Origin of the sequence: Serratia sp. H1w, from assembly GCF_000633355.1 — a bacterium.
GTDB lineage: Bacteria > Pseudomonadota > Gammaproteobacteria > Enterobacterales > Enterobacteriaceae > Chania.
In genome coordinates this window covers 51,965-73,916 of sequence record NZ_AYMQ01000041.1, presented here as the reverse complement: position 1 = coordinate 73,916, position 21,952 = coordinate 51,965, and the positions used below count along the sequence as shown (strand labels likewise).

Below are 21,952 nucleotides of genomic sequence, written 5' to 3'. Positions count from 1 at the left end.
GGCGCTGCATGCTGCACCCCTTCAATAACAACACCGGCCTAATGACACTGAGCCGGTTGCTCTGGCGCGGTTTCGATTACCGGATTACCCCCGGCAAAGCGACTGATAAACACCTGCAACGACATTTTGTTGCCATTGAGTTCCACCTGATTATCGGCATAGCGCAGGCTGCTACCGATCACCGCGTCTTTCTGCGTAAGCAGGTTAAACTGCTGCGCCATGGCGACCAGGCCTTGCACCTGCTGTGGTGCCATCGCTTGCGCCTGTTGCACGCTGGCTCCTTGTAGTTGCGCCAACTGAGCCGAAGCTTCCGTTGCCATGGCTTCCGGGATCGTCAGATGCGCTTCCAGCCTTTTGATGGCCTGCGTCAGTTGCTGCTCCGGTGAAGCGGCAGTACCTGTCTGCAGCGCTTCTTGCAGATCAAGAGTAAAGGAGAAGCTGGCTTCACCCTGGCTATTCTTCCAACTGAACGGCGCAATGCTGAGGGTTGGATAGCCTTTCAGCAACAGCGGCAGATTATGTTCAACCAGCTTGGCCAACTGCTGCCGAGTGCCTTCATACTGTTGTAACAGATTGATACTTTCGCGATTGTAGAAATCGATAAACGCCTTCAACACTGTGGCGTCGACATTGTTAACGTTCATTCGTAGTTGGCCCGAGCCAAGATCGTGTCCCTTGATTTTTAACGCGTTGATGCGGTAATCGGCCTGACCATTCAGGTAGTTATCTTTACCATCGGTCTGGCTGGATATCGTAATACCTTCCAGTTCAACCGCGCCGGTCTGCGGGGTTAATACTTGCAACTGCTTCACTACTAAAGACTGAGTGCCCAGCCTGAAATCGAAGGGATTTTTCCTGGTGTCACTGTTCCATGCCAAGCCACGTAACACCAATCTGCTGTGGGTTTTATCAGCAAAATCCAGATCGCCAGCGTTGAAATCCAGCCTGACATCTTTCATATCGTGGCTGATGCCGAGCGTCAGCTTGGCTCCGCTGAAGGTCAGCCGGTATTCGCCTTGCTGGTGATCCAGCGGGAACATATCGATAACCGACGAAATATCGCCGCTGTAAGCAATACGCGTATCGGAAGTGATGGGGGACTTGCCTTTGGCGAGTTCAAACAGCGTATTGATAACCGGCGTATTTTCCAGTTCGGCGTGCACCGAGGCCATCGTCGGCAGCAGATTGAAACGGGTTAACTGGTTTAACGGGAAAGGGCCGTGATCGATGGTGGCCAATGCTACCACTGTGTCGCCGGGAGCCTGTATGGCACGATCTTCATTATGCAGCACATAGCGCACCTGGCTGGTAAAAATGCCGCGTCGGTAATTTTCAATGCTTAGCATAAACCCAGTATCAGGAAGCTTGTTTTGCAACTGTTGATTGGCGTTAGCGACCACCGTTGCCATCTGCTGCTCAATCAGTTTACCGGTATACCAGGATGCGCCACTCCATGCAGCGCCAAGCACGGCAATGATGCTGACAGCGACTAATGACTTTTTCATGCGTTGTTGATTCCTTTCTACAGCGAGAGAAGGCCGACAATACGGTCAAGATTGGGGATGATTGTGGTGGCAGAGGGGATGTCTTGGCAATCGATTTACGCGAAATCGGCGGGGGTTTAAGAAAAGTAGCAGGCTAATCAATTTGCAGAAAATAGGGGCCTGGCATATCTCCAAGCCCCAGACGTATTACTGCCCTTGGATCATAGGCTCTGGTGCGGCTTCTGGTACCGGAGCGGCATCCTGCGGATCGGTTGCAGGTGCACTCTCTTCATCAGGTGCGGAACCGCCACCCAACATGCCGAACAGACCAACGAACTGTTGCAGCGACATTTTCTCGCCATTGAGTTCGATCTGATTATCGGCATACTTGAAGCTGCTGCCAATCACGTTATTTTGCAGCTTGGTGAGCTTGAACATCTCGCCCATTGCCGCCAGGCTTTTCACCTGTTGCTCGGCTGCCTGCTGTGCTTCTGCTGCGCTGGTGCCTTGCAGCTGAGCCGCCTGGGCCATGGTTTCTTGCGCCATGGCGACAGGAATCGCCAGCTGGGCGTCGATTTTCTTCACCGAACGGGCAAGCTGCTGATCCGGTGATTCGGCCGCAGCGCCAGCCTGTGCCGGATCCAGCAGATCGAGGTTCAGGGTAAAGGTACTTTCACCCTTGCTATTCTTCCAGCTCAGCGGGGCGATGCTGATGGTTGGGTTGCCTTTCAACAACAGCGGCAGGTTCTGCACCAGCATCTCTGCGGTTTGCTGCTGGTAGGCTTCTGGCGACAGAGTTTCGGCCTGTTGCAGCAACTTCATGGCCTGCTGGTTGTAACGATCGGCAAACTCTTTCAGGCCTTTGCCGTCCAGATTATCGACTTTCAACAGCAGTCTGCCGGCGCCAAAATCGGTGCCCTGAATCTTCAACGCCGTCATGGTGTAATCCAACTGACCCGCCAGGCTGTTGCCTTTCTCACCGAACTGGCTGGCCAGGTTGAAGCCTTCCATCGTCACGGCGTCTTTGCCGTCAACCGCTACGGTCAACTGCTTCAGGCCCAGCGCCTGGTCGCCCAGGCTGAGGCTGTATTGACCCTGATGGGTGTTGCTTTTCAGCGTCAGACCTTGCATGGTCATCTGTTCGTTCTGGCCGGACTCGTTCGGGCCACTGATGACGATGCTGTCACTGCTGGCATCCAGCACTGCGGTTTGCATATCTTTACCGATATCCGCGTCAATTTTCGCACCGCTGAATTTCAGTGAGGATTTATCTTTCTGGTATTCGACCGGGATAACATCGATAGACGTGGCGATAGCGCCACTATAGGCGATGCGCGAATCGGCGCTAAACAGTGATTTACCCTTGGTGATTTCAAACAGCGCTTTGACTTTCGGCGTGTTTTCCAGCTCGGTGTGTACCGAGGCCATGCTTGGCACCAGGTTGAATTTTTTCAACTGAGCCAGCGGGAAAGGGCCGTGATCGACAGTTTCAATAAAGGCCACTTCTTCGCCTGGCTTCAGCAGGGCATCATCGGTGGTGATGCTACCGTCGGCACGCAGCACATAACGGATCTGGCTGCTGAACATGCCGCGTTGGTAGTTTTCGTAGCTCAGTTTTACCCCAGCTTTCGGCAACACGGATTTCAACTGGCTGTTGGCGGTGTCGACCATTTCCCCCATCCGTTGCTCGATCAACTTGCCGGTATACCAAGAGGCTCCAGTCCATGCTGCGCCGAGCACTACAATGACGCTGACAGCGACTAACGATTTTTTCATAGTTCTGTTCTTCCTTATCTTAAGCCGGTAGAGGGCAGGGCAACCAATTAAAAAAACGCCCGTAGGCGTTTTATTGTGTAGGTAATCTAATCATCTTAGCAACTTATTTGCCGCGATTTTACCACTAATTAAGACAACTGATTATAAACGCGGGCGATACGGCCGCTACCCACAACGTTCACCGGGGATTCAAAGGCGGCAATAAAACAGGACTCGCCGGGTTGCAGCACCACCTGTTGACCCTGTTTCTCCAGCGTTGCTTCACCTTCAACACAGAACACGATCGCCGCGCTGTTTTGTTCCAGAGGTTGCGGTGTGGCATCCAGATCGTGCAGCGAGAAGGCAAAGTCTTCCACAGGGATTGGGAAGAACAGCTCTTTGCCACGTTGCTCTGGCTGGGTCAGCAGGCCAGACGCCGGTTGCGGACGGAACTGCAGGTTGGCCAACAGTTCAGGAATATCGATGAATTTAGGGGTCAGACCTGCGCGCAGCACGTTATCCGAGTTGGCCATCACTTCCAGCGCGACGCCGTTCAGGTAGGCATGCGGGGTCTCGGCATACAGGAACATGGCTTCACCAGGTGCCAGTTTGACCACGTTCAACAGCAGTGGCGAGAACAGGCCGCTGTCGTCCGCGTAGAAACGGGCGATAAAGCGAATGGTATCCCAAGGCTCACCCTGCTGGTTGTTTAACGCGGCTTTCAGCACGCCAAGCGCCAGCGTTTTTTGCTCACCGCTCATTCCCAGCAGGCTGGCAAACAGGGTCGCCAGGTGGGCGGTATCCGGCTGTTGCAGGAAGGCGGCAATATCGTGATGTGCGGCGGAAAGCGGCTGTAACAGCGCAACGATATCGTCCAGTTCACGGAAGCCGTTCATCGCCAGGAATGGCGTCAGGGCAAAGACCAGCTCTGGTTTGTGATTGGGATCTTTATAGTTGCGCTCTGCGGCGTCAAACGGAATACCGGCGGCATTCTCTTTGGCAAAACCTACCTCTGCGGCGGCTTTGCTCGGGTGCACCTGAATGGAGAGCGGCTGGTCAGCACACAGCACTTTAAACAGGAATGGCAGTTCACCAAAGCGTTGTGCCACTGCGGCACCCAGCTGTTTTGGTTGGTCGGCGTCAATCACCTCACGCAGAGAACGCAGGTTCCCCGCCTGATCGGCCACCTGTGAGCTGCTTTTCGGGTGGGCGCCCATCCACAGTTCGGCCATTGGTTTGCCTGCCGTATTGGCAATGCCATACAGCTTGGTTAACGCATCCGCGCTGCCCCAGGCGTAGTTTTGGATGGCATTAGTCATTTTTTGCATGATTGTATCCCTGCTATCTCAAGAAAATTGCGCTAAGTAAACAATGCGGCGCAGGCGCATGCAAGCCAAGATGTCTAAAAATGCGCTTTGTCTTGGACGTTAATGCGAATAGTTATTATCTGGCTATACTGAGAGGGCTCGCCAACAAGTTGAATCATGTTGGCATTTTCATTGTGTAAAGGAGACCGTGATGGCAGGCGTTCGGATTGAAAAAGACTCAATGGGCCCCATCGAAGTACCCGCAGACCAGCTATGGGGCGCGCAGACTCAGCGTTCGCTGGAACATTTCCGTATCTCGTCAGAAAAAATGCCCCCGGCGCTGATCCATGCGCTGGCGATGACCAAGCGTGCGGCAGCCAGCGTCAATATGGATTTGGGATTGTTACCCGCCGAGCGGGGTAAAGCCATTATCCAGGCTGCCGATGAAGTGCTGGCCGATCGGCATCCTGATGAATTCCCGCTGTCGATCTGGCAAACCGGCTCCGGTACCCAGACCAATATGAACATGAACGAAGTGCTGGCCAACCGTGCCAGCGAACTGCTGGGGGGCGAACGTGGTGAAGCGCGGCGGGTTCATCCCAACGATGACGTCAACAAAAGTCAGAGTTCCAACGACGTTTTCCCGACCGCCATGCACGTTGCCGCGGTGATCGCGGTGCGCGAGCATCTGATCCCAGAGTTGAAGGCGCTGCACCACACGTTGCATGCCAAGGCGGAAGCCTTCCGCGATATCGTGAAAATCGGCCGCACTCACTTACAGGATGCTACGCCGCTGACGCTGGGGCAGGAAATCTCCGGCTGGGCGGCAATGCTGGCATACAACCTCAAACATATTGAGGCCAGCATACCGCATCTCAGTGAGCTGGCCTTAGGCGGCACGGCGGTGGGGACCGGGCTGAACACACATCCCGAATATGCCGTCCGCGTGGCGAAGGCGTTGGCAGAGCTTACCGGGCAGCCGTTCGTGACTGCCCCGAACAAATTTGAAGCCTTGGCGACCTGCGATGCACTGGTACATAGCCACGGGGCGTTGAAGGGATTGGCCGCTTCGTTGATGAAGATTGCCAACGATGTGCGCTGGCTGGCCTCTGGCCCACGCTGCGGCATTGGCGAGATCGCGATCCCTGAAAATGAGCCGGGCAGTTCGATCATGCCGGGGAAGGTCAATCCTACCCAGTGCGAAGCCATGACCATGCTCTGTGCGCAAGTGATGGGCAACGACGTAGCGGTGAACATTGGCGGGGCTTCGGGAAACTTTGAGCTGAACGTGTTCCGCCCGATGGTGATCCATAACTATCTGCAATCCATCCGCCTGCTGGCGGACGGCATGAGCGGTTTCAATGAACACTGTGCAGTGGGGATTGAACCGAACCGCGACCGCATCGGCCAACTGCTTAACGAGTCCCTGATGTTGGTTACGGCGTTAAATACCCATATCGGCTACGACAAGGCGGCAGAAATTGCCAAACAGGCGCATAAGGAAGGGTTGACCCTGAAAGCCTCGGCGCTGAAGTTGGGCTATCTGACCGAGCAGCAGTTTGATGAATGGGTGCGGCCAGAGGAGATGGTCGGCAGCATGAAGAAATGATGCCAAAGGCCAGGCACAGCCCATCGTGCCTGGCGCTGATAGTTAACCGTTCAGTAGTGAAACCAACCGGCCCGGATCCGCACGCCGGGTGTAATCCGGGTTAACCTCTGCATCAATGATGTCACCATCAGGTGCGATTACAAAGCGGGCAGGGATCGGCAATGTCCAGCCACTGCGATCGTTAAGTTTGGTCAGATCGAGACCCAAGCTATTGCTGTACAGTTCGACTATATAATCTGCCAACTCGAAACGTAAACCAAACTGGGCCGCCAGGCTATTGCCGCTATCCGTCAGCAAAGGAAACGTCAGGTCATGCTCCTGCTGCATTTGCTGGCCGTTAACCGGCAACTGTGGCGAAATGGCCACCAGGCTGGCATGGCGGCTACGCAACTCGGGCAGCACGGCTTGTAGAGCCTGGAGCTCCATATTGCAGTAGGGACACCAACTCCCCCGATAGAAACTGACTACCAGCGGCCCTTGCGCCAGTAATTGCCGGGAAGAGACTGGGTTGCCCAGGGTATCCGGCAAAATAAACTCTGGGGCGCGATCGCCGACCTTCAAGGCGTTGCTGGCTATTTCCGCGCTGATGAGCTCGTCAATCCCCTGACGGAGTAGCCCATGCACCGAGGCCTCAAGCTTGAAGGGCAGTTGGCCTGCTTCGAAAGCGATTCTGAAGGCGTCGAGCCGATCCTGAAGTTTCATACTGTTCCTTAAGATAGCGAATGGACGGCTGTCAGTTTGCCTATTGCCGCGGTAAGGGGGTAGAGTGCGTTGATCACTAATGGTTATTCCGGCGGGGAATGGCGGGATGGATAAACTGGGCGACTACGCCACCTATATCAGCGTGTTTGAAGCGGGCTCATTTTCCGTTGCGGCCCGGCGGCTTAATATTGGTCAACCGGCGGTATCCAAGGCCATTGTCCGGTTGGAACAACAGCTGAATACGCGCTTGCTGCTCCGCTCGACTCATGGTTTACGGCCAACGGAGGCGGGGCAACAGCTTTACCTGCGGGCCAAGCACATCTTTCATGAGGTGGCGGAAACCGAATCGGCCGTCTCAGGCGTAGCCGAAGTGTTGACTGGCCGGCTGCGGGTCGCATCGGCTGCGGTGTTTTCTCGGCTGATTGAGCTAGCGGACTTGAGCCGCTTTTTACACGACAACCCGGAATTGGCCATGGATCTGTTGCTTGATGAGGGTGAGTTGGGGTTAATCGCCGAGGGGATCGATATTGCTTTACGCGTCGGTGATTTAACCGACTCTGGTTTCACCGCCCGCAAATTGGGTTCGGCAACGCAACGAGTCATCGGGGCTCCGGTGTATTTTGCCAAGGCGGGGATGCCGCAAGAGCCACGGGAGTTGCTAGAGCATGAGCTGGTGATCCATCACCGAGTGGGTAGCGCTGAGGAATGGCTGTTCACTCGCGAGCAACAGCAGCAACAGGTCAGATTACAGGGTCGGGTGCGCGTTAGTGCTACGGAGTGCTTGCGTGAAATGGTGGTGGCCGGTTTTGGTGCCACGGTAGCCTGTGAAGGGCTGTTTCGTAGTGAATTACGTGAGGGAACGGTGGTTGCCGTTTTGCCGCAATGGCAATTGCCGCCGTTGGCGCTGTGGGCGGTGTTTCCCAGTGGGCACTTTGTCTCGGCCAAGGCCCGCGCCTTTGCCGACTTTATTCAACAACTGCTACTGCAACGGGAGTAACCGATGTCCCGCACTCAACGTCTGCTCGATCTGATGCAGATCCTGCGCCGCCATCGCTATCCGGTCGCCGGGCATTCCCTGGCCGAAGAGTTGGGGATCAGCATGCGTACCCTGTACCGCGATATAGCGACCTTGCAGCAGCAGGGGGCGGATATTGTTGGTGAAGTGGGTATCGGCTATGTATTGCGACCGGGATTTATGCTGCCCCCACTGATGTTCTCGCAGCAGGAGATCGAAGCGCTGGTATTGGGCATGCGCTGGGTGGAGCGCCGGGGTCATAGCCAACTTGCCGGTGCGGCGACCAATGCGCTGGCCAAAATTGCCGCCGTGTTGCCTGCGGAACTGCGGGACGAGCTGGATGCCAATACGTTGCTGATCGGCCCGGTGCCCACCGCTTATGTCGATGACGGCATTCTGGTGACGATCCGTGAGGCGATACGTCTCGAACGCAAGATCACGGTGGAGTATCGGGATTATGCCGGTAATGGCAGCGAGCGTATTTTGTGGCCGTTTGCCATGGGGTATTTCGAGCAGGTGCAGATCCTGATGGCCTGGTGTGAATTGCGTGGCGCAATCCGCCATTTCCGTCTTGACCGCATTGGCCGGTTAACGCCGTTGCCGCAGCGTTATCCTGCTGGCCGCCGGGCGCTGATGAAGCAATGGCGGGAAAGTGAGAATATTTCGCCGCAATGATCCTACTGCCAGAAACTGTCAGTAGGGCGAATTAAAGTAACGTTATCAGAGCCAACCGGCTTTCATCACAAGGAAAACGTTATGAGCAACCCAACCCCAAGCATGACCATGATTTATGTCGATAGCCCGGAAAACAGCGCCGAATTTTATCGCCAATTGCTGGGTGCCGAGCCTGTCGAGCAGTCTCCTACCTTCGCCTTGTTTATCTTGAGCAACGGTTTCAAGCTGGGCATGTGGTCAAAACATACCGTTGAGCCTGCGGCGACAGCGACCGGGGGCGGTACGGAGATCTGCTTTATGTGCGAACAGCCGCAACAGGTCGATGCGCTCTATCAGCAATGGCGGGATCAAGGGCTCACCATCGTACAAACTCCGGTCGATCTGGACTTTGGCTACACCTTCGTGGCGCAGGATCTCGATGGTCACCGGCTGCGTGTTTACCAACTTAACGACGAATAACGCCTTTTATTGCTCGCTGGGCGCTGCATGCTGCGCCCGGTAGTCAACCCGCAATATCGGTATACAAATGCAGGCGTTTCACCAGTAACCGCAGGGGTTTAGCCTCTGGTTTGTATTTGTGTTTCACCGTCGTCACGTCGTAATTGAACAGTTCACCGATCTTTGGCACCTGTGCGCCCATCTCAGGTTGGCATAGGGCAATCAGCGGCAGCGGGCAGGGGTGTTGCACCTGTTTTTGCTGCTGTTGATACCAGACGCGTGCTATGGGTTGCACCTTCACCGGCCGTTTGATTTTCAGCATCGCGTTCTGCGGTAGTCTGCCGACGTCGTCTATTTCACGGCTAACCAGCTCGGCCCACTGCTCGCGGTTGAAGGGCGGAACGGCGCGCCCGGCTTTCAGGCTTTTCTCCAACTGAGCCAGGATATCGTCGCGTTTCACCTTCTTGATGATGTGCTTGTTGGCCCAGCCAAAGCGCACGGAATCGGGGTTGGTGAGCAGGGTGATGGAACGGTAGGCGCTGAGGGTGATCAAACCGTGCAGGTGGGTATGCACAAATTCAAAGCGTTGCTCGGGGGCGAGGCCGGACTCGACGGTGATGATCTGCTCCAGCTCGGCTTTCAGCCGGTTGATCAGGGCGATCTGCTGTTGTAGCGCCAGATAGTCGGCCCGTTCGGTTTCAAGGCAGATGACACCGGGCAACCTTACCGCTGCCTTGCTGCTGATGTGCTGGCGGTTATGGTGGATAAACAGCCGCTGATAGTGCTCCAGAGCCAAATCGCGCGCGGCCTGGCCCACGTGCTGTTCCACTTCGATTTGCTCAATGGCGGTGTGTTCTTTGCCTTTTTCGATTTCCGGCAGGCTGAACACCCGTGCGGCCAATAAACGTAATGGCAGAATTTGCTGGTGGAGCAGGGCCAACGCCTGTTCCAACTCGCTAAAACGCGCATTCATTCTGCCGATCAGGCTGTACTTATCCATTTTCACCTCGCATTTTAGTTACAACATACACTATAGGGTAGAGTAACCGAGGTGGCAACTTCGGCCACAGCGTGACCGTTGCTTGGTAGGGTGCCAATGGCGGCACCCTCTTTTCTATTCAGGGGATTAAATGCGTGCGGCTTCTGGCAGTCGCTTGAGATAATGGGCAACCAGCAGGGCCAATAACAGCATCACGCTGATAAAGGCGACAACGCCGCCCCAGCCAAAGTTATGCCAGAACACTCCGCCAAGCGTGCCGGCAACGCTGGATCCAACGTAATAACAGAACAGATACAACGACGAAGCCTGGCCTTTGGCGCGGCGAGCGCGGCGGCCAATCCAGCTACTGGCAACCGAGTGGGCGGCAAAGAAACCGGCGGTGAACAGCATCATGCCGATAAAGATGGTGGCTACAGGGGCGAGGGCGGTGATCAGTATCCCGATCAGCATAATGATGATGGAAGCAAGCAGCACCGGGCCACGGCCAAATCTGGAGGTCAGGGCACCCGCCTTGGGTGAGCTGTACGAACCGGTGAGATAGACCACCGACAACAGGCCCACAATAGCTTGGCTAAGATGATAGGGATCGCTGAGCAGGCGGTAGCCGATGTAGTTGAACATCGTCACAAAGCTGCCCATCAGCAGAAAGCCTTCGGCAAACAGCAGCGGTAGCCCCTTGTCGTGCCAATGCAGCTTAAAGTTAATCAGTAGCGTCCTTGGCCGCAATGAACTGGCGCGGAAGTGCCTGGAAGCGGGCAGAATACGCCAGAACATACAGGCTGCCGCCAGAGCAAATACCCCAATCACCGCCAGCGAGACGCGCCAGGAGAAGAAATCGGTCAGCACCCCGGTCACCAGGCGTCCACTCATGCCACCAATCGAGTTACCGCTGATATACAACCCCATGGAAAAGGCCACGAAGCTGGGGTGGATCTCTTCGCTGAGGTAGGTCATCCCGACCGCTGCAACCCCGCTCAGTGAAAGCCCGATCAGCGCTCGCATCAGCAATATGCCGTGCCAACTGGTCATAAAGGCACAGATTAACGTACAGATTGCCGCCAACAGCAAGGCCACCACCATCACCGACTTTCGGCCGATCGCATCGGACAGCGGGCCGGTAAACATCAGGCCGATGGCCAGCAACCCGGTGGAGAAGGAGAGAGAAAGGCTGCTCTCGGCAGGGGAAATGCCAAAATCGTGCGACAGCACCGGCAAGATCGGTTGCACACAGTACAGCAACGCAAAAGTAGCCAACCCAGCAGAGAACAGCGCCAAGGTCACACGCATAAACTGCGGTGTACCGCGTTCAATGTAGGGAAGTTTATTCAGCGTAGCACGTTTGGTAGGTGGGGCACTGTCAGGAGCAGGCAGCGTTTTTGGCATACTAGCCGCAGAACGCGAAGCGGTTGTCACAACGTTTCCTTACCGGGTTCGGGAGATGAAAAACACGTCTTGAATCACAAAATCATAGGGAGAGGTGAGTTTTTTGTCTAATATATTAATCATCATAATTAAGACGTTTAAAGTATGAGTATCGAACTCAGACATCTGCGTTACTTTGTTGCCGTGGCCGAAGAACTGCACTTTGGCCGGGCGGCGGAACGGCTGCGGATCTCCCAGCCGCCGCTTAGCCAACAGATCCAGGCATTGGAGGAAATGGTGGGCGCACGTCTGCTGGCGCGCAATAACCGTAATGTCGGCCTGACCCAGGCGGGGGAAATGTTCCTGAAAGAGGCCTATCAGGTGCTTGCCCAGGTTAATCGGGCCGCCGAAAAGGCGGCACGCCTGGAACGTGGGGAGCTGGGTGAATTGACGATTGGCTTTACCTCTTCGGCCCCGTTTATCAGCGTGGTTTCTCGCAGTTTACGTGCGTTCCGGCAGTTATCACCGGATGTGCATATCAAAATGCGTGAGGTCAACACCAAACAGCAGCTTGAGCCGTTGTTAAACGGTGGCCTTGATCTGGGCGTGATGCGCAACACTCGCTTGCCGGATGCGCTTGAGCACCAGTTGCTATTGCGTGAACCTTTGCTGGCTGTGGTTCCGAATGGCCACCCGTTGACGCTAAAGGCACCGGGCACGTTGCGTTTCTGCGATTTGGCCCTGGAACCCTTTGTGTTCTTTTCCCGTGAAGTGGGCACCGCACTGTACGACGAAATCCTGGCATTGTTGGCCACTGCCGGGATTGCGCCCTACATCACACAAGAAGTGGGGGAAGCGATGACCATTATCGGTCTGGTCGCGGCCGGGTTGGGGATTTCGATCCTGCCAATGTCCTTTGGCCGGGTGAAGATCGACGGAGTGACCTATCTTCCCCTAGCCGAACCGGAGGCGATGACCGAGGTCTGGTTAGTGCATCATCGAAGTAGACCGTTAACGGCTGCGGCCAAGGCGCTAATGGTGTTGATGCTGGCACCGGCAACTGTGTAAATATGAGGCGTTTCCCGGTCAAATATCAGCGAATTTGTGCTGTTAATCACATAACGAATCAAATAGTTGACGCTGTATTCTAAAAGCCCCACCATAGCCTCTAATCTTTATTTAGAAGCGCGAAAAATAGTAGGAGCGGGTGTGTGATTGCGGATGGACAGCCTGGGCATATTGATCAGATCAAGCAAACCAATGCAGGGGCAGTTTACCGGCTGATAGATCGGCTGGGGCCGATTTCGCGCATCGAATTATCCAAGCGCGCACAGCTGGCGCCAGCCAGTATCACCAAGATCGTGCGTGAACTGCTCGAAGCGCATCTGGTCAAGGAAACCGAATACCAGGAAGTGGGTAGCCGTGGCCGCCCGGCCGTTGGCCTGGTGCTGGACACCGAAGCCTGGCACTACCTCTCTGCGCGTATCAGCCGTGGCACCATTACCCTGGCGCTGCGCGATCTCAGCAGCAAAATGGTGGTTGAGGAACTACTACCGCTCAAGGCCGAACATCCAGAGCCGTTATTACAGCGCATCGTCAGCGAAGTTGACCAATTCTTTATCCGCCACCAAAGCAAACTGGAACGTTTAACCGCCATTGCCATTACGCTGCCCGGTATGATTGATACCGCCGCCGGTGTTGTTCACCGTATGCCGTTTTATGACGTCAATGAGATGGCGCTGGGGCCAGCACTAGAGGCACTGACGGGGCTACCGGTTTACGTACAGCATGATATCTGCGCCTGGACGATGGCAGAGGCGTTATATGGAGCCTCACGTGGCAACATGAACGTTATCCAGGTGGTCATCGATCATAACGTCGGCGCAGGGGTGATCACCAACGGGCGCGTACTGCATGCGGGCAGCAGTAGCGTGGTAGAGATTGGTCATACACAGGTCGACCCTTACGGTAAACGCTGTTATTGCGGCAACCACGGTTGTCTGGAAACGGTCGCCAGCATTGAAAACATGCTGGAAATTGCCCAACAGCGGCTAGGCGGTTCAATGTCCTCGGTGCTCCACAGCGCGCCATTGACGGTAGAATCGTTGTGCGATGCGGCCTTGGCAGGCGATCAGTTAGCCAAAGACATCATTCTTGGCGTTGGCCACAGCGTCGGGCGCATCGTGGCGATCATGGTTAATCTGTTCAACCCGGAAAAAATCCTGGTAGGCTCGCCGCTGAACCGGGCCGCAGAAATACTTCATCCGGCGATAGCCTCCTGCATTCGCCAGCAATCCTTACCTGCCTATAGCGAGCATGTTCAGGTTGAATCCACTCAGTTTTTCAACCAGGGCACGATGCCGGGAGCCGCATTGGTGAAAGAAGCGATGTATAACGGTTCTTTATTGGTGAAACTGCTGCAAGGTTGATATAAGTTATTCTTATCAGAGTTTCTTATTATTTACCGCCAAAAGATTGAGCTACCTCAAGCCCCCGTTGAGTTGCATCCCCTAGACTTTTCCCGTAGGACGACTCTCGTCGCAATTTACGGCGATTTTTCAGGTTAACGAGGCATCTCAAGGCAATCTATTCATGTTAAAGCGTTTATTTGTTACAGGCACTGATACCGACGTCGGCAAGACAGTGGTTTCTCGCGGTTTACTACAGGCTTTCGCCGCGCAAGGCCGTTCAGTGGCGGGTTATAAACCCATTGCGGCCCGCTGCCAGGAAACCAGCGAAGGCATCCGCAATAGAGACGCTTTGGTTTTACAGGCCTCTTCCTCACTGCCGCTGTCCTACGACGAAATCAATCCGATCACCTGCCTCGATGAGGTGTTTCATGCCCATGCGACCCAGGATATTGATTACGGGCTGATGAGCCGTGGTTTACAGCATCTCTCTGCCAAGGCTGATACGGTCGTGGTTGAGGGCAGTGGCGGTTGGCGTGTCTTGATGAACGATCTTCGCCCTTATGCCGAATGGGTGGTTCAGGAACAGTTACCCGTCATTCTGGTCGTCGGGATCAAACTGGGCTGTGTCAGCCACGCACTATTGACCGCACAGGCAATTATTAACGATGGCTTACCATTGCTGGGCTGGGTCGCCAACCGTATCAACCCCGGTTTGGCACACTACGCAGAAACCATTGATGCGATGCAGCAGCGCATTCCTGCTCCGTTGCTGGGTGAGATCCCTTATCTGCCACGCGCGGAACAGCGTGAGCTGGCACAGTATCTGGACGTTTCCCAACTGGTTGATCGTTACGCGTTGTGATAGACCGACAGCGGGCGTAGCCCGCGAGCAATCGTCGTGGCGATAACGCAAGCCAATAGAATGCCTGGCAGCAGGGTATATTCCCCGGTCATTTCAAACACCATTAATGCCGCCATAATCGGCGCATGAGTGGTGGCAGCCAGCAAGGTCGCCATACCGGTCAGTGCCAGCAGAATTGGCACTGCAGTCCCCAACTCCGGCCACAGGCCAAACATCTGGCCCACGACCGATCCCAACGCGGCCCCCACGAATAACGTCGGCGTAAATACGCCACCTGGGGCACCCGAGCCGCTGCTGGCCAGCAGGGCCAACAGTTTGCAAATCAGAATCGCCGTCACTAACAACATCCCCGGTGGTGCCGTAAGCAAGGATTGCACCACGCTATAGCCATTCCCCCAGACTTCGGGGTACAGAAGGGAAAGTAACCCGACGATCAGCCCGCCAAGCGCCAGTTGTAGCGGGGGCTTAAGGTTGAGCGAGCGAAATGCTCTTCCGCTGGCCGCCATCGCCCATAGAAACAGCGGGCCACAAACTCCCGCCAGTATGCCCACCAAGGCCATCAACAGATATTGCACCGGCCAGGGAGCCGCCAGCGGTTCCACGATATACAGCGGGGCCTGGCCACCGTTCAGCAGATTGGTCATCAGCAACGCGCTCACGGCGGCGATCACCACTGGGCCAAGCGAGGCCAGCATCAGTGAACCAAACAGGATTTCCGCGATAAACAGGCTGCCCGCTAACGGGGCGTGATAGGCACTGGCCATCCCGGCCGCAGCAGCGCAAGCCACCCACAGTTTCCATTCTTTCGCCGGAGTAAAACGCTGGGCGAATACCGAGCCGACCAATGCCCCCAACAGGATCATCGCTCCCTCGCGGCCAATGGTGCTGCCGCTGGAGACCACCAGCAGTGAGGCCAGGCATTTTATCAGGCTGGCATTAACAGCTAACCGCCCGTCCCCGGTCTCAATTGCTTCCATGTAGTCAGTAGGCGCGCCGGGTTGCTGATGTTGGTAACGTTGATACATCCACAGCAAAAAGCCGGCGGCCAATCCACCCAAGGCAGGTGTTAATGCTCTACGCCATCCGGGTAATGCAGCCGCGGCTGCCACCAGGCTGCCTTCGTCGTGATCCAGCAATAACCATTCAAGCCCGAACATGGCACGGTGAAATAACCACACGGCCAGCGCAGCACAAATGCCGAGTAAGATGGCAATAAACAGATGGCGCAGCAGGGCGCGATAGTGGTGCAGAGGGACCAATTGTTTCATGCGTCGGCAGATGATGAAAAATAAGAGGATCAGGTGGGCATTGTGCTTGTCTACCCACCTGAAAACCAGTGAATCTTTAGCTGATCCACTGGCGTTGTGGCTAAAGTCTTAACCGCCTGGAGGCGTTGCTGGTTGATATTTACCGCTCATGCCTTCCAGCAGCGCCACCAGATCCTTGATATCGCTGTCAGGCAGGCTAACGCCAACCTGGTAGGTCAGCATGTCCTTGACCGCCTGATGCAGTGAAGTCACGCTGCCGTCATGGAAGTAAGGCGCGGTTTGGGCGATGTTACGTAACGTCGGGGTTTTGAAGCGGTGGCGATCGCCTTCATTTTTAGTGACGTTGTAACGACCTAGATCGGCCTCGGTAGGATTACCGCGAGCGGCGAAGTAATCTGCTTTCAGCCCCATTACCTCATAGGATTGGCCGCCAAGGTTGACGCCGGTATGGCAGGTGCCGCATTTGTTTTGCTGGAACAGCTGGTAGCCATGTTTCTGTTGGGCCGTCAGTGCGTCGCTGTCACCCTTCAGGTAACGGTCAAACGGGCTATCTGGCGTGATCAGCGTTTTTTCGAACTCGGCAATGGCGTCGGTTATATTGTCGCCGGTGAAACCGTTAGCATAGACGCGCCGGAAATCGGCCTTCAGCAAGGCATCCTGATCCAGTTTAGCGATGATTTCGTCCCAGGAGTCTGAGGCCATCTCGATCGGGTTCATTGGCGGGCCACCCGCCTGGGCTTGCAAATCTGCCGCGCGGCCATCCCAGAACTGCACCATATTGAAGGCGGCATTAAACACCGTCGGGGCGTTGATTGGCCCGACCTGATCGTCGACGCCCAGTGATGAAACACGGCCATCGACGCCACCTTCACCCAGCTTATGGCAATGGGCACAAGAGATGCTGTTATCTTTTGACAGGCGCGGGTCGTGGAACAGGCGGAAGCCTAATGCGACTTTTTGCGGATCTGTAGGTAGCGAGGCGGGTATTGGCCGTAAGGCGGCACCGCGCAGTTCGGCTGGCGTATCCGGTGGGGTGTAGAACTGCTCGCGCTGTTGGCGGATCCAGCTCAGTAATTCATTGCGGTCGCCGTCACTGACGTTACCTGACCAGTGGGCCATCTTGTACAGGGTTGGTGGCATTTCCTGGTTTTGCAGCACCGCTTCCAGCTTCGCCAGGTCGACTTCAGGTACTGCCGTTTTCTGTTGCAAGGCGGAACGGGTTGCATCGAGGTTGAAATGCTGATTTCCGCTGAGGATATCTTGCGCCATGATTTGCTTGGCGATAGGTAGCTCGGCATAGAAGGGCAGCTTTGCCGAGTTGGAGTGACAATAGTCGCAACCATTACGGGTTAACAGGGTATCGATGGAATTATCGGCAACGACAGGTTGGCGTTGCTGATCGTAATGATAAATATAACCGACGGTGCCTAAGTAACCGACGACCGCGGTAACGGCACATCCCAGAATAATTTTTTTAATCATATCTCGCTCCAATGAGTTTACTGCCGGGTTGCCCAACATCGAAATAAGGTGATGAAAAACTGGGCAATGGGATTGTCACGGCCAGGGGCGGTCAGCAACTTGATTAAAATCAATCACTATGATTGGTGTACGCTATCGTTCAGATAGGTTCTAACGATGAGACAGGCGTGGCGCAGCACACAGCGCATTTCTAAGAAATTACCTATTTATCAATATGCTGCATTTAAAAGTGACGGTGTCACAAATTATTTGATGGTTGGATTGCCGCTGGAACGTGTCGAGAGTAAATGCACAGCCCCCTCTGGCTGTTATACTTCGGGAAAATAAAGATAGAGGGATAACTGATAACCTGATGATCACTAACACTTCTGCGGACGCTGCCCCGATTGCCCACCGGCCGGTGATCCTGTTCGCCTGCATGCTGGCGATGTTTATGTCCGCGATTGAGGCGACTATTGTCGCCATCGCGATGCCGACCATTATCAGCGACCTGGGTGGTTTTTCGTTGCTGGGTTGGGTGTTTTCAGTCTATTTGCTGGCACAGGCCATCACCATTCCGATCTATGGGCGGTTGGCAGATCTGTATGGCCGCAAACCCGTTTTCTTCTTTGGGGCTACGCTGTTCCTGCTGGGCTCGATCCTCTGTGGTTTCTCAACCAATATGTATTGGCTGATCGCCTTCCGCCTGCTGCAAGGGCTGGGAGCAGGAGCCATCATGCCGATCGCCACCACCATCATCGGCGATATCTACAGTGCTACCGAGCGGCCTAAGGTGATGGGCTATCTATCCAGCGTTTGGGGCGTTTCCGCCATCCTTGGCCCGCTACTGGGTGCGTTTATCGTGCAGCACCTGTCTTGGGCGTTGGTATTTTGGGTCAACCTGCCCATTGGCCTGTTGGCGATGTTTTTTCTCGGCCGCTATCTGCCTGATTTCAAGCAGGGGCGCAAGCACGCGTTGGATTTGGCGGGTACGGCCTGGCTGACGATCTTTGTCGCCGCTTTGCTGCTGTCACTGTTGCAGGCAGAAATGCTGGGATGGTGGGTGATGCCACTGCTGGTGTTGGCGTTACTGGCGCTGATCCTGCTTATTCGGCAGGAGCGTCGTGCTCCGGAACCGTTGTTCCCGTTGGCACTGTGGCAAAACCGCGTCATTATCGCCGGCAATATTGGCGGCGTGGCGATCGGTGCTGCCATGATGGGCATCAGCGCTTTCCTGCCCACCTTTATACAGGGCGTGAAGGGTGGAACGCCGCTGGAAGCAGGTACCACGTTGGCTTTGATGTCGATTGGCTGGCCGCTGGCCAGTGCGCTGAGCGGCCGTTTGATGCTGCTGACCTCCTATCACACCACGGCACTGCTCGGTGCGTTACTGTTGGCGGCCGGTGGTTTCATCCTGTTGATGTTGCAACCTGTTGGCGGTTTGTTGTGGGGGCGGGTTGCGGCGTTCATCATCGGTGTCGGCATGGGGTTGTGTAACACCACGTTCCTGGTCTCGGTACAGAATGCGGCTCACTACAGCATTCGCGGTATCGCGACGGCCTGCACGGTGTTTACTCGAATGGTCGGATCGGCCATCGGTACCGCCATTCTGGGCGCCACGCTGAATCTCAACCTGCATCTGCGTTTGCCAGATGCGAGCGATCCGTTACAGCAGTTAATGGATCCTTCAGTACGTAATGCCATGCAGCCCGATGTACTAAGCCATCTTACCGACCTGGTTGCCGCTTCGCTGCATTGGGTGTTTCTGGTCTCGGCATTGATATCACTGTTTGCCTTGGGGGCGGCCATGCTGATCCCGGCGAGCCATCGGCCACAGAGTGAAGCAGAAGAGGCCAAACAAGCGTAAGAAAGGAAAAGTGGGCGGTAGGTGCAGGTGTCAATTTGTAGCACGTTCAGTCCCCTCTCCTTGTGGGAGAGGGTTAGGGTGAGGGGTTACTGCGGAGCTGGGGTATCCTGGCTGGTGCCAGTTGGTGCCGCATCGCCACTGTCGTCGCCGCTATGGAGGCGGGTATAAACAATTTTCTGTGTGTCCATGCCACAGTGGCCGACCACTTGCCCACCGGCCTGGTCAGCCTGATCGTTAGGGACGATCTCCAGCTTGAAGCCGGATTCAGGCACGCCATTATTGATAATCTTCTGCGCAATTTCCGCCTTGATGCTCTCACATGAGGCAGCAAAAGCGGCCAGTGGCGCGGTGGCTAATAACAGTACACCTACTACGAGCGCTTTTTTCATCATTCCATCCTTATTTGAGAATGAATATTCTTTACAGGATAGCAGCATCAGGTTGGATCGTTTACTCTTGCTGGCCGATTACTGCGTAATCTGGCGGCCAGTGGTACGATCCAGACACTTGCGGGTTGAAGGTTCCCAATAGGCATTGACGTTGTAGCTGTTATCACAACGATCTTCATCGTCAATGGCCCGATCAACCTTGTCGAACTCTTTTTCTACGCGGGTGTTGACCTTACTGCGCAGAGACTTGGTTTCGTTCCACTGCTCTTTGCTTTGGCGAGCCTGTTCATTGCTCATTGCTGCGCCGCCGCTGCCGTCAACCGTGACACAGGTGCTGCCTTGAGTACAGGAGGCCGCGAAAGCCGGAGCCTGCCAGGCACCGGCCAACAATAACATGGCCACCGGCAGCATCAGGCGCGGAAGGGAAAGTAATTTCATGGTTTCATCCTTATAAGTGTGTGTCGCATCCACCAGCAACACTGGCTGTAACATGGGCTAAATATATCACCCTGCTGTTATATTGCACCAGCGCCGAGCCTTGTTCGTTTAATTTACAGAGAGAAATACCCGCAATGATAAAAACCACGTTACTGTTTTTTGCCACGGCACTGGCCGAAATCATTGGCTGTTTCCTGCCATACCTGTGGTTAAAGAAAAATGCCAGCGCCTGGTTGCTGCTGCCTGCGGTGGCTAGCCTGATGATGTTTGTCTGGTTGTTGACGCTGCATCCGGCGGCCAGCGGGCGAGTATATGCTGCCTATGGTGGCGTGTATGTGGCAACGGCGTTGCTTTGGCTGCGGGTGGTAGACGGAGTGAAACTCTCGACGATGGATTGGTTGGGCGCAGGGGTTGCGCTGCTAGGGATGTTGATTATCGTTTCTGGTTGGCGTACGGCCTGAATGTTAAAAGTAGGGGCGCCGCATGCAGCGCCCGCAAGGACCATCAGCCGCGATGAATGCTCAGCCCGGCAAAGGACTGGCTGACCGGCATCATTTCCAACGTATTGATATTGACGCGTGCAGGCAGCGTCGCTACCCAGAACACCGCTTCGGCAACATCATCCGGCGTCAGGGCATCCACCCCTTGATAGGTTTTATCGACCTTGCCGTCATCGCCTTTAAAGCGCACGTTGGAGAACTCGGTGCCGCCAACCATGCCCGGTTCAATATCGGTAACGCGGATATGGGTGCCGTGCAGATCGGCGCGTAACCCCAGGCTGAACTGTTTAACAAAGGCCTTGGTCGCACCGTAAACGTTACCACCGGCATAAGGCCAGTTGGCGGCGGTGGAGCCGATGTTGATCACATGGCCCACGTTGCGTTCTACCATGGCTGGCAGCAGAGCGCGGGTCATGTTGACCAGGCCCTTGGTGTTGGTGTCGATCATGGTTTCCCAATCGTCCGCATTGGCTTTGTGCGCGGGCTCGAGGCCCAGCGCCAGACCGGCGTTATTCACCAGCACATCGACGTTACGCAGCGTGGCGGGTAACTCTTCGATAGCCTGCTGGATCGCCGCACGGTTGCGAACATCCAAACGTACGATATGCAGTGCTTCGCCCAGTTCTGCCTGTAGCGCTTCCAGGCGATCCACACGGCGACCGGTGGCAATCACCTGATGGCCTTCACGTACAAACTTGCGGGCAATCGCTTCACCAAAACCGGAGGTGGCGCCCGTGACAAAAATAATCATGCTACTGTTCCTTAACTGTTTTTACCCTGCATCCACTCTAACGCGGTTGCGTTAACCCTGCAATTTAAACGGTGATGGCTGGCACGTGGTAAACCACGCAGTCGTATTTGATATTCTCACGACGGCCTTGCACCGTCCCCCCCAGCGATTCGGCAATGCGGCGGCTTGGCGTGTTCTGCTCGGCTACCGGGTAAATAAAGTACGGCGGGTGGTAACGTTCGCTGGCCCACTTGGCCATGGCGTGCACGATTTCGCGCCCATAGCCTTTGCCATGCAGGCTTTCTTTCACCCAGATGCCCAGTTCAGGTGTTTGGCTGTGCAGATTATGTACGCCACCCAGGCCAACGAACTGCTTGCTGTCACGCAACCGTGCCACAAAGATGACTTCTTCACCTTCACGGATCAGCGGCAGCCAGCCTTCCCAGATATTGGCAAACGCCTCGGGGGATTCTTCTGGTTCAAAGGTTAAAAAACGCGTTAGCGTAGGAGTGATCGCCTGGTAAACATCGTCGGCGTCTGCTGCGGTAAAAGGGGCAATCAACAACCGATCGGTATTCACACGGCACTGAGTAAGGTCACTGTGGATCATTATTATTTACCTCGCTTTTCAGGCCTGAAATGGCAAAAATCCGCTCCCGTTAAAACGGGGCGGATCATC

The 21,952-nt window shown here is 55.3% G+C and carries 21 protein-coding genes; 9 read left to right on the top strand and 12 right to left on the bottom strand.

Features of this window, described 5'->3' with window-relative positions:
- Positions 1 to 38: 38 nt before the first annotated feature.
- The 3 genes from U869_RS0107755 to manA all read right to left on the bottom strand — a co-directional run bounded on the left by U869_RS0107755 (position 39) and on the right by manA (position 4,567).
- Positions 39 to 1,505: a YdgA family protein gene (locus tag U869_RS0107755; RefSeq protein ID WP_025118885.1), complete on the bottom strand. Its 1,467-nt coding sequence runs from the start codon at positions 1,503 to 1,505 to the stop codon at positions 39 to 41.
- Positions 1,506 to 1,691: 186 nt separating this feature from the next.
- Complete coding sequence (locus U869_RS0107750; protein ID WP_025118884.1) at positions 1,692 to 3,260, bottom strand: YdgA family protein; 1,569 nt, start codon at positions 3,258 to 3,260, stop codon at positions 1,692 to 1,694.
- 128 nt (positions 3,261 to 3,388) lie between these two features.
- Positions 3,389 to 4,567 carry a mannose-6-phosphate isomerase gene (gene manA, locus U869_RS0107745; protein ID WP_025118883.1) on the bottom strand — a complete coding sequence of 393 codons (1,179 nt, stop codon included), beginning with the start codon at positions 4,565 to 4,567 and terminating at the stop codon, positions 3,389 to 3,391.
- Between the two features lie 190 nt (positions 4,568 to 4,757).
- On the opposite strand from manA, the gene fumC reads away from it, so the two are divergent.
- Entirely contained in the window at positions 4,758 to 6,155 is a 1,398-nt protein-coding gene (fumC, locus tag U869_RS0107740) for a class II fumarate hydratase (protein ID WP_025118882.1), read from the top strand.
- A 42-nt stretch (positions 6,156 to 6,197) separates the two neighbouring features.
- On the opposite strand, the gene U869_RS0107735 is transcribed toward fumC, so the two are convergent.
- The gene (locus U869_RS0107735; protein ID WP_025118881.1) at positions 6,198 to 6,857 is read right to left on the bottom strand and encodes a peroxiredoxin-like family protein; all 660 of its coding nucleotides are present in this window, start codon (positions 6,855 to 6,857) and stop codon (positions 6,198 to 6,200) included.
- A 106-nt stretch (positions 6,858 to 6,963) separates the two neighbouring features.
- Between U869_RS0107735 and U869_RS0107730 the strand changes: the two genes are divergently transcribed.
- From U869_RS0107730 to U869_RS0107720, 3 genes are all read left to right on the top strand, one after another.
- Positions 6,964 to 7,854: a LysR family transcriptional regulator gene (locus tag U869_RS0107730; protein WP_025118880.1), complete on the top strand. Its 891-nt coding sequence runs from the start codon at positions 6,964 to 6,966 to the stop codon at positions 7,852 to 7,854.
- A 3-nt stretch (positions 7,855 to 7,857) separates the two neighbouring features.
- A complete protein-coding gene (locus U869_RS0107725) occupies positions 7,858 to 8,547 on the top strand; it encodes a YafY family protein (RefSeq protein WP_025118879.1) in 690 nt (229 codons plus the stop codon).
- Between the two features lie 81 nt (positions 8,548 to 8,628).
- Positions 8,629 to 9,006 carry a VOC family protein gene (locus U869_RS0107720; protein ID WP_037408066.1) on the top strand — a complete coding sequence of 126 codons (378 nt, stop codon included), beginning with the start codon at positions 8,629 to 8,631 and terminating at the stop codon, positions 9,004 to 9,006.
- Between the two features lie 43 nt (positions 9,007 to 9,049).
- Here U869_RS0107720 and tus read toward each other — a convergent pair whose 3' ends face one another.
- Both tus and U869_RS0107710 read right to left on the bottom strand, forming a co-directional pair.
- On the bottom strand, positions 9,050 to 9,985 hold the full coding sequence (gene tus, locus U869_RS0107715) for a DNA replication terminus site-binding protein (RefSeq protein ID WP_025118877.1): 936 nt from the start codon (positions 9,983 to 9,985) through the stop codon (positions 9,050 to 9,052).
- Positions 9,986 to 10,111: 126 nt separating this feature from the next.
- Positions 10,112 to 11,368, bottom strand: coding sequence for an MFS transporter (locus U869_RS0107710; protein WP_029987189.1), 1,257 nt, complete (start codon positions 11,366 to 11,368; stop codon positions 10,112 to 10,114).
- 144 nt (positions 11,369 to 11,512) lie between these two features.
- Here U869_RS0107710 and U869_RS0107705 point away from each other — a divergent pair, with 144 nt between their 5' ends.
- From U869_RS0107705 to bioD, 3 genes are all read left to right on the top strand, one after another.
- Positions 11,513 to 12,415: a LysR family transcriptional regulator gene (locus tag U869_RS0107705; RefSeq protein ID WP_025118875.1), complete on the top strand. Its 903-nt coding sequence runs from the start codon at positions 11,513 to 11,515 to the stop codon at positions 12,413 to 12,415.
- 143 nt (positions 12,416 to 12,558) lie between these two features.
- On the top strand, positions 12,559 to 13,776 hold the full coding sequence (locus U869_RS0107700; RefSeq protein ID WP_025118874.1) for an ROK family transcriptional regulator: 1,218 nt from the start codon (positions 12,559 to 12,561) through the stop codon (positions 13,774 to 13,776).
- Positions 13,777 to 13,939: 163 nt separating this feature from the next.
- A complete protein-coding gene (gene bioD, locus U869_RS0107695) occupies positions 13,940 to 14,620 on the top strand; it encodes a dethiobiotin synthase (RefSeq protein ID WP_025118873.1) in 681 nt (226 codons plus the stop codon).
- Here bioD and clcB read toward each other — a convergent pair.
- Together clcB and U869_RS0107685 are read right to left on the bottom strand one after the other, a co-directional pair.
- Entirely contained in the window at positions 14,608 to 15,888 is a 1,281-nt protein-coding gene (gene clcB, locus U869_RS0107690; RefSeq protein WP_029987187.1) for a voltage-gated ClC-type chloride channel ClcB, read from the bottom strand. The genes bioD and clcB overlap by 13 nt on opposite strands.
- Before the next feature lie 108 nt (positions 15,889 to 15,996).
- Complete coding sequence (locus U869_RS0107685) at positions 15,997 to 17,367, bottom strand: cytochrome c peroxidase (RefSeq protein ID WP_025118871.1); 1,371 nt, start codon at positions 17,365 to 17,367, stop codon at positions 15,997 to 15,999.
- Positions 17,368 to 17,722: 355 nt separating this feature from the next.
- Between U869_RS0107685 and U869_RS0107680 the strand changes: the two genes are divergently transcribed.
- Positions 17,723 to 19,216, top strand: coding sequence for an MDR family MFS transporter (locus U869_RS0107680; RefSeq protein WP_369795029.1), 1,494 nt, complete (start codon positions 17,723 to 17,725; stop codon positions 19,214 to 19,216).
- 86 nt (positions 19,217 to 19,302) lie between these two features.
- Here the strand turns inward: U869_RS0107680 and U869_RS0107675 are convergent, their stop codons facing one another.
- Both U869_RS0107675 and U869_RS0107670 read right to left on the bottom strand, forming a co-directional pair.
- Entirely contained in the window at positions 19,303 to 19,605 is a 303-nt protein-coding gene (locus tag U869_RS0107675) for a DUF1161 domain-containing protein (protein ID WP_025118869.1), read from the bottom strand.
- A gap of 78 nt (positions 19,606 to 19,683) precedes the next feature.
- Positions 19,684 to 20,043: a DUF1283 family protein gene (locus U869_RS0107670; RefSeq protein WP_025118868.1), complete on the bottom strand. Its 360-nt coding sequence runs from the start codon at positions 20,041 to 20,043 to the stop codon at positions 19,684 to 19,686.
- A 134-nt stretch (positions 20,044 to 20,177) separates the two neighbouring features.
- Here U869_RS0107670 and U869_RS0107665 point away from each other — a divergent pair, with 134 nt between their 5' ends.
- Positions 20,178 to 20,504, top strand: a complete 327-nt coding sequence (locus U869_RS0107665) for a YnfA family protein (protein ID WP_025118867.1) — start codon at positions 20,178 to 20,180, stop codon at positions 20,502 to 20,504.
- 43 nt (positions 20,505 to 20,547) lie between these two features.
- Here the strand turns inward: U869_RS0107665 and ydfG are convergent, their stop codons facing one another.
- Both ydfG and U869_RS0107655 read right to left on the bottom strand, forming a co-directional pair.
- Positions 20,548 to 21,294, bottom strand: coding sequence for a bifunctional NADP-dependent 3-hydroxy acid dehydrogenase/3-hydroxypropionate dehydrogenase YdfG (gene ydfG, locus U869_RS0107660; RefSeq protein WP_025118866.1), 747 nt, complete (start codon positions 21,292 to 21,294; stop codon positions 20,548 to 20,550).
- A 64-nt stretch (positions 21,295 to 21,358) separates the two neighbouring features.
- The gene (locus tag U869_RS0107655; protein WP_025118865.1) at positions 21,359 to 21,883 is read right to left on the bottom strand and encodes a GNAT family N-acetyltransferase; all 525 of its coding nucleotides are present in this window, start codon (positions 21,881 to 21,883) and stop codon (positions 21,359 to 21,361) included.
- Between the last annotated feature and the right edge of the window lie 69 nt (positions 21,884 to 21,952).

Coding starts and splice junctions, on each gene's coding strand:
- U869_RS0107750 (WP_025118884.1), bottom strand. CDS start 3,260: ATGAAAAAATCGTTAGTCGCTGTCAGCGTCATTGTAGTGCTCGGCGCA.
- bioD (WP_025118873.1), top strand. CDS start 13,940: ATGTTAAAGCGTTTATTTGTTACAGGCACTGATACCGACGTCGGCAAG.
- tus (WP_025118877.1), bottom strand. CDS start 9,985: ATGGATAAGTACAGCCTGATCGGCAGAATGAATGCGCGTTTTAGCGAG.
- U869_RS0107680 (WP_369795029.1), top strand. CDS start 17,723: ATGATCACTAACACTTCTGCGGACGCTGCCCCGATTGCCCACCGGCCG.
- U869_RS0107675 (WP_025118869.1), bottom strand. CDS start 19,605: ATGAAAAAAGCGCTCGTAGTAGGTGTACTGTTATTAGCCACCGCGCCA.
- U869_RS0107725 (WP_025118879.1), top strand. CDS start 7,858: ATGTCCCGCACTCAACGTCTGCTCGATCTGATGCAGATCCTGCGCCGC.
- U869_RS0107730 (WP_025118880.1), top strand. CDS start 6,964: ATGGATAAACTGGGCGACTACGCCACCTATATCAGCGTGTTTGAAGCG.
- U869_RS0107720 (WP_037408066.1), top strand. CDS start 8,629: ATGAGCAACCCAACCCCAAGCATGACCATGATTTATGTCGATAGCCCG.
- U869_RS0107655 (WP_025118865.1), bottom strand. CDS start 21,883: ATGATCCACAGTGACCTTACTCAGTGCCGTGTGAATACCGATCGGTTG.
- U869_RS0107670 (WP_025118868.1), bottom strand. CDS start 20,043: ATGAAATTACTTTCCCTTCCGCGCCTGATGCTGCCGGTGGCCATGTTA.
- U869_RS0107665 (WP_025118867.1), top strand. CDS start 20,178: ATGATAAAAACCACGTTACTGTTTTTTGCCACGGCACTGGCCGAAATC.
- U869_RS0107705 (WP_025118875.1), top strand. CDS start 11,513: ATGAGTATCGAACTCAGACATCTGCGTTACTTTGTTGCCGTGGCCGAA.
- clcB (WP_029987187.1), bottom strand. CDS start 15,888: ATGAAACAATTGGTCCCTCTGCACCACTATCGCGCCCTGCTGCGCCAT.
- U869_RS0107755 (WP_025118885.1), bottom strand. CDS start 1,505: ATGAAAAAGTCATTAGTCGCTGTCAGCATCATTGCCGTGCTTGGCGCT.
- ydfG (WP_025118866.1), bottom strand. CDS start 21,294: ATGATTATTTTTGTCACGGGCGCCACCTCCGGTTTTGGTGAAGCGATT.
- manA (WP_025118883.1), bottom strand. CDS start 4,567: ATGCAAAAAATGACTAATGCCATCCAAAACTACGCCTGGGGCAGCGCG.
- fumC (WP_025118882.1), top strand. CDS start 4,758: ATGGCAGGCGTTCGGATTGAAAAAGACTCAATGGGCCCCATCGAAGTA.
- U869_RS0107735 (WP_025118881.1), bottom strand. CDS start 6,857: ATGAAACTTCAGGATCGGCTCGACGCCTTCAGAATCGCTTTCGAAGCA.
- U869_RS0107710 (WP_029987189.1), bottom strand. CDS start 11,368: ATGCCAAAAACGCTGCCTGCTCCTGACAGTGCCCCACCTACCAAACGT.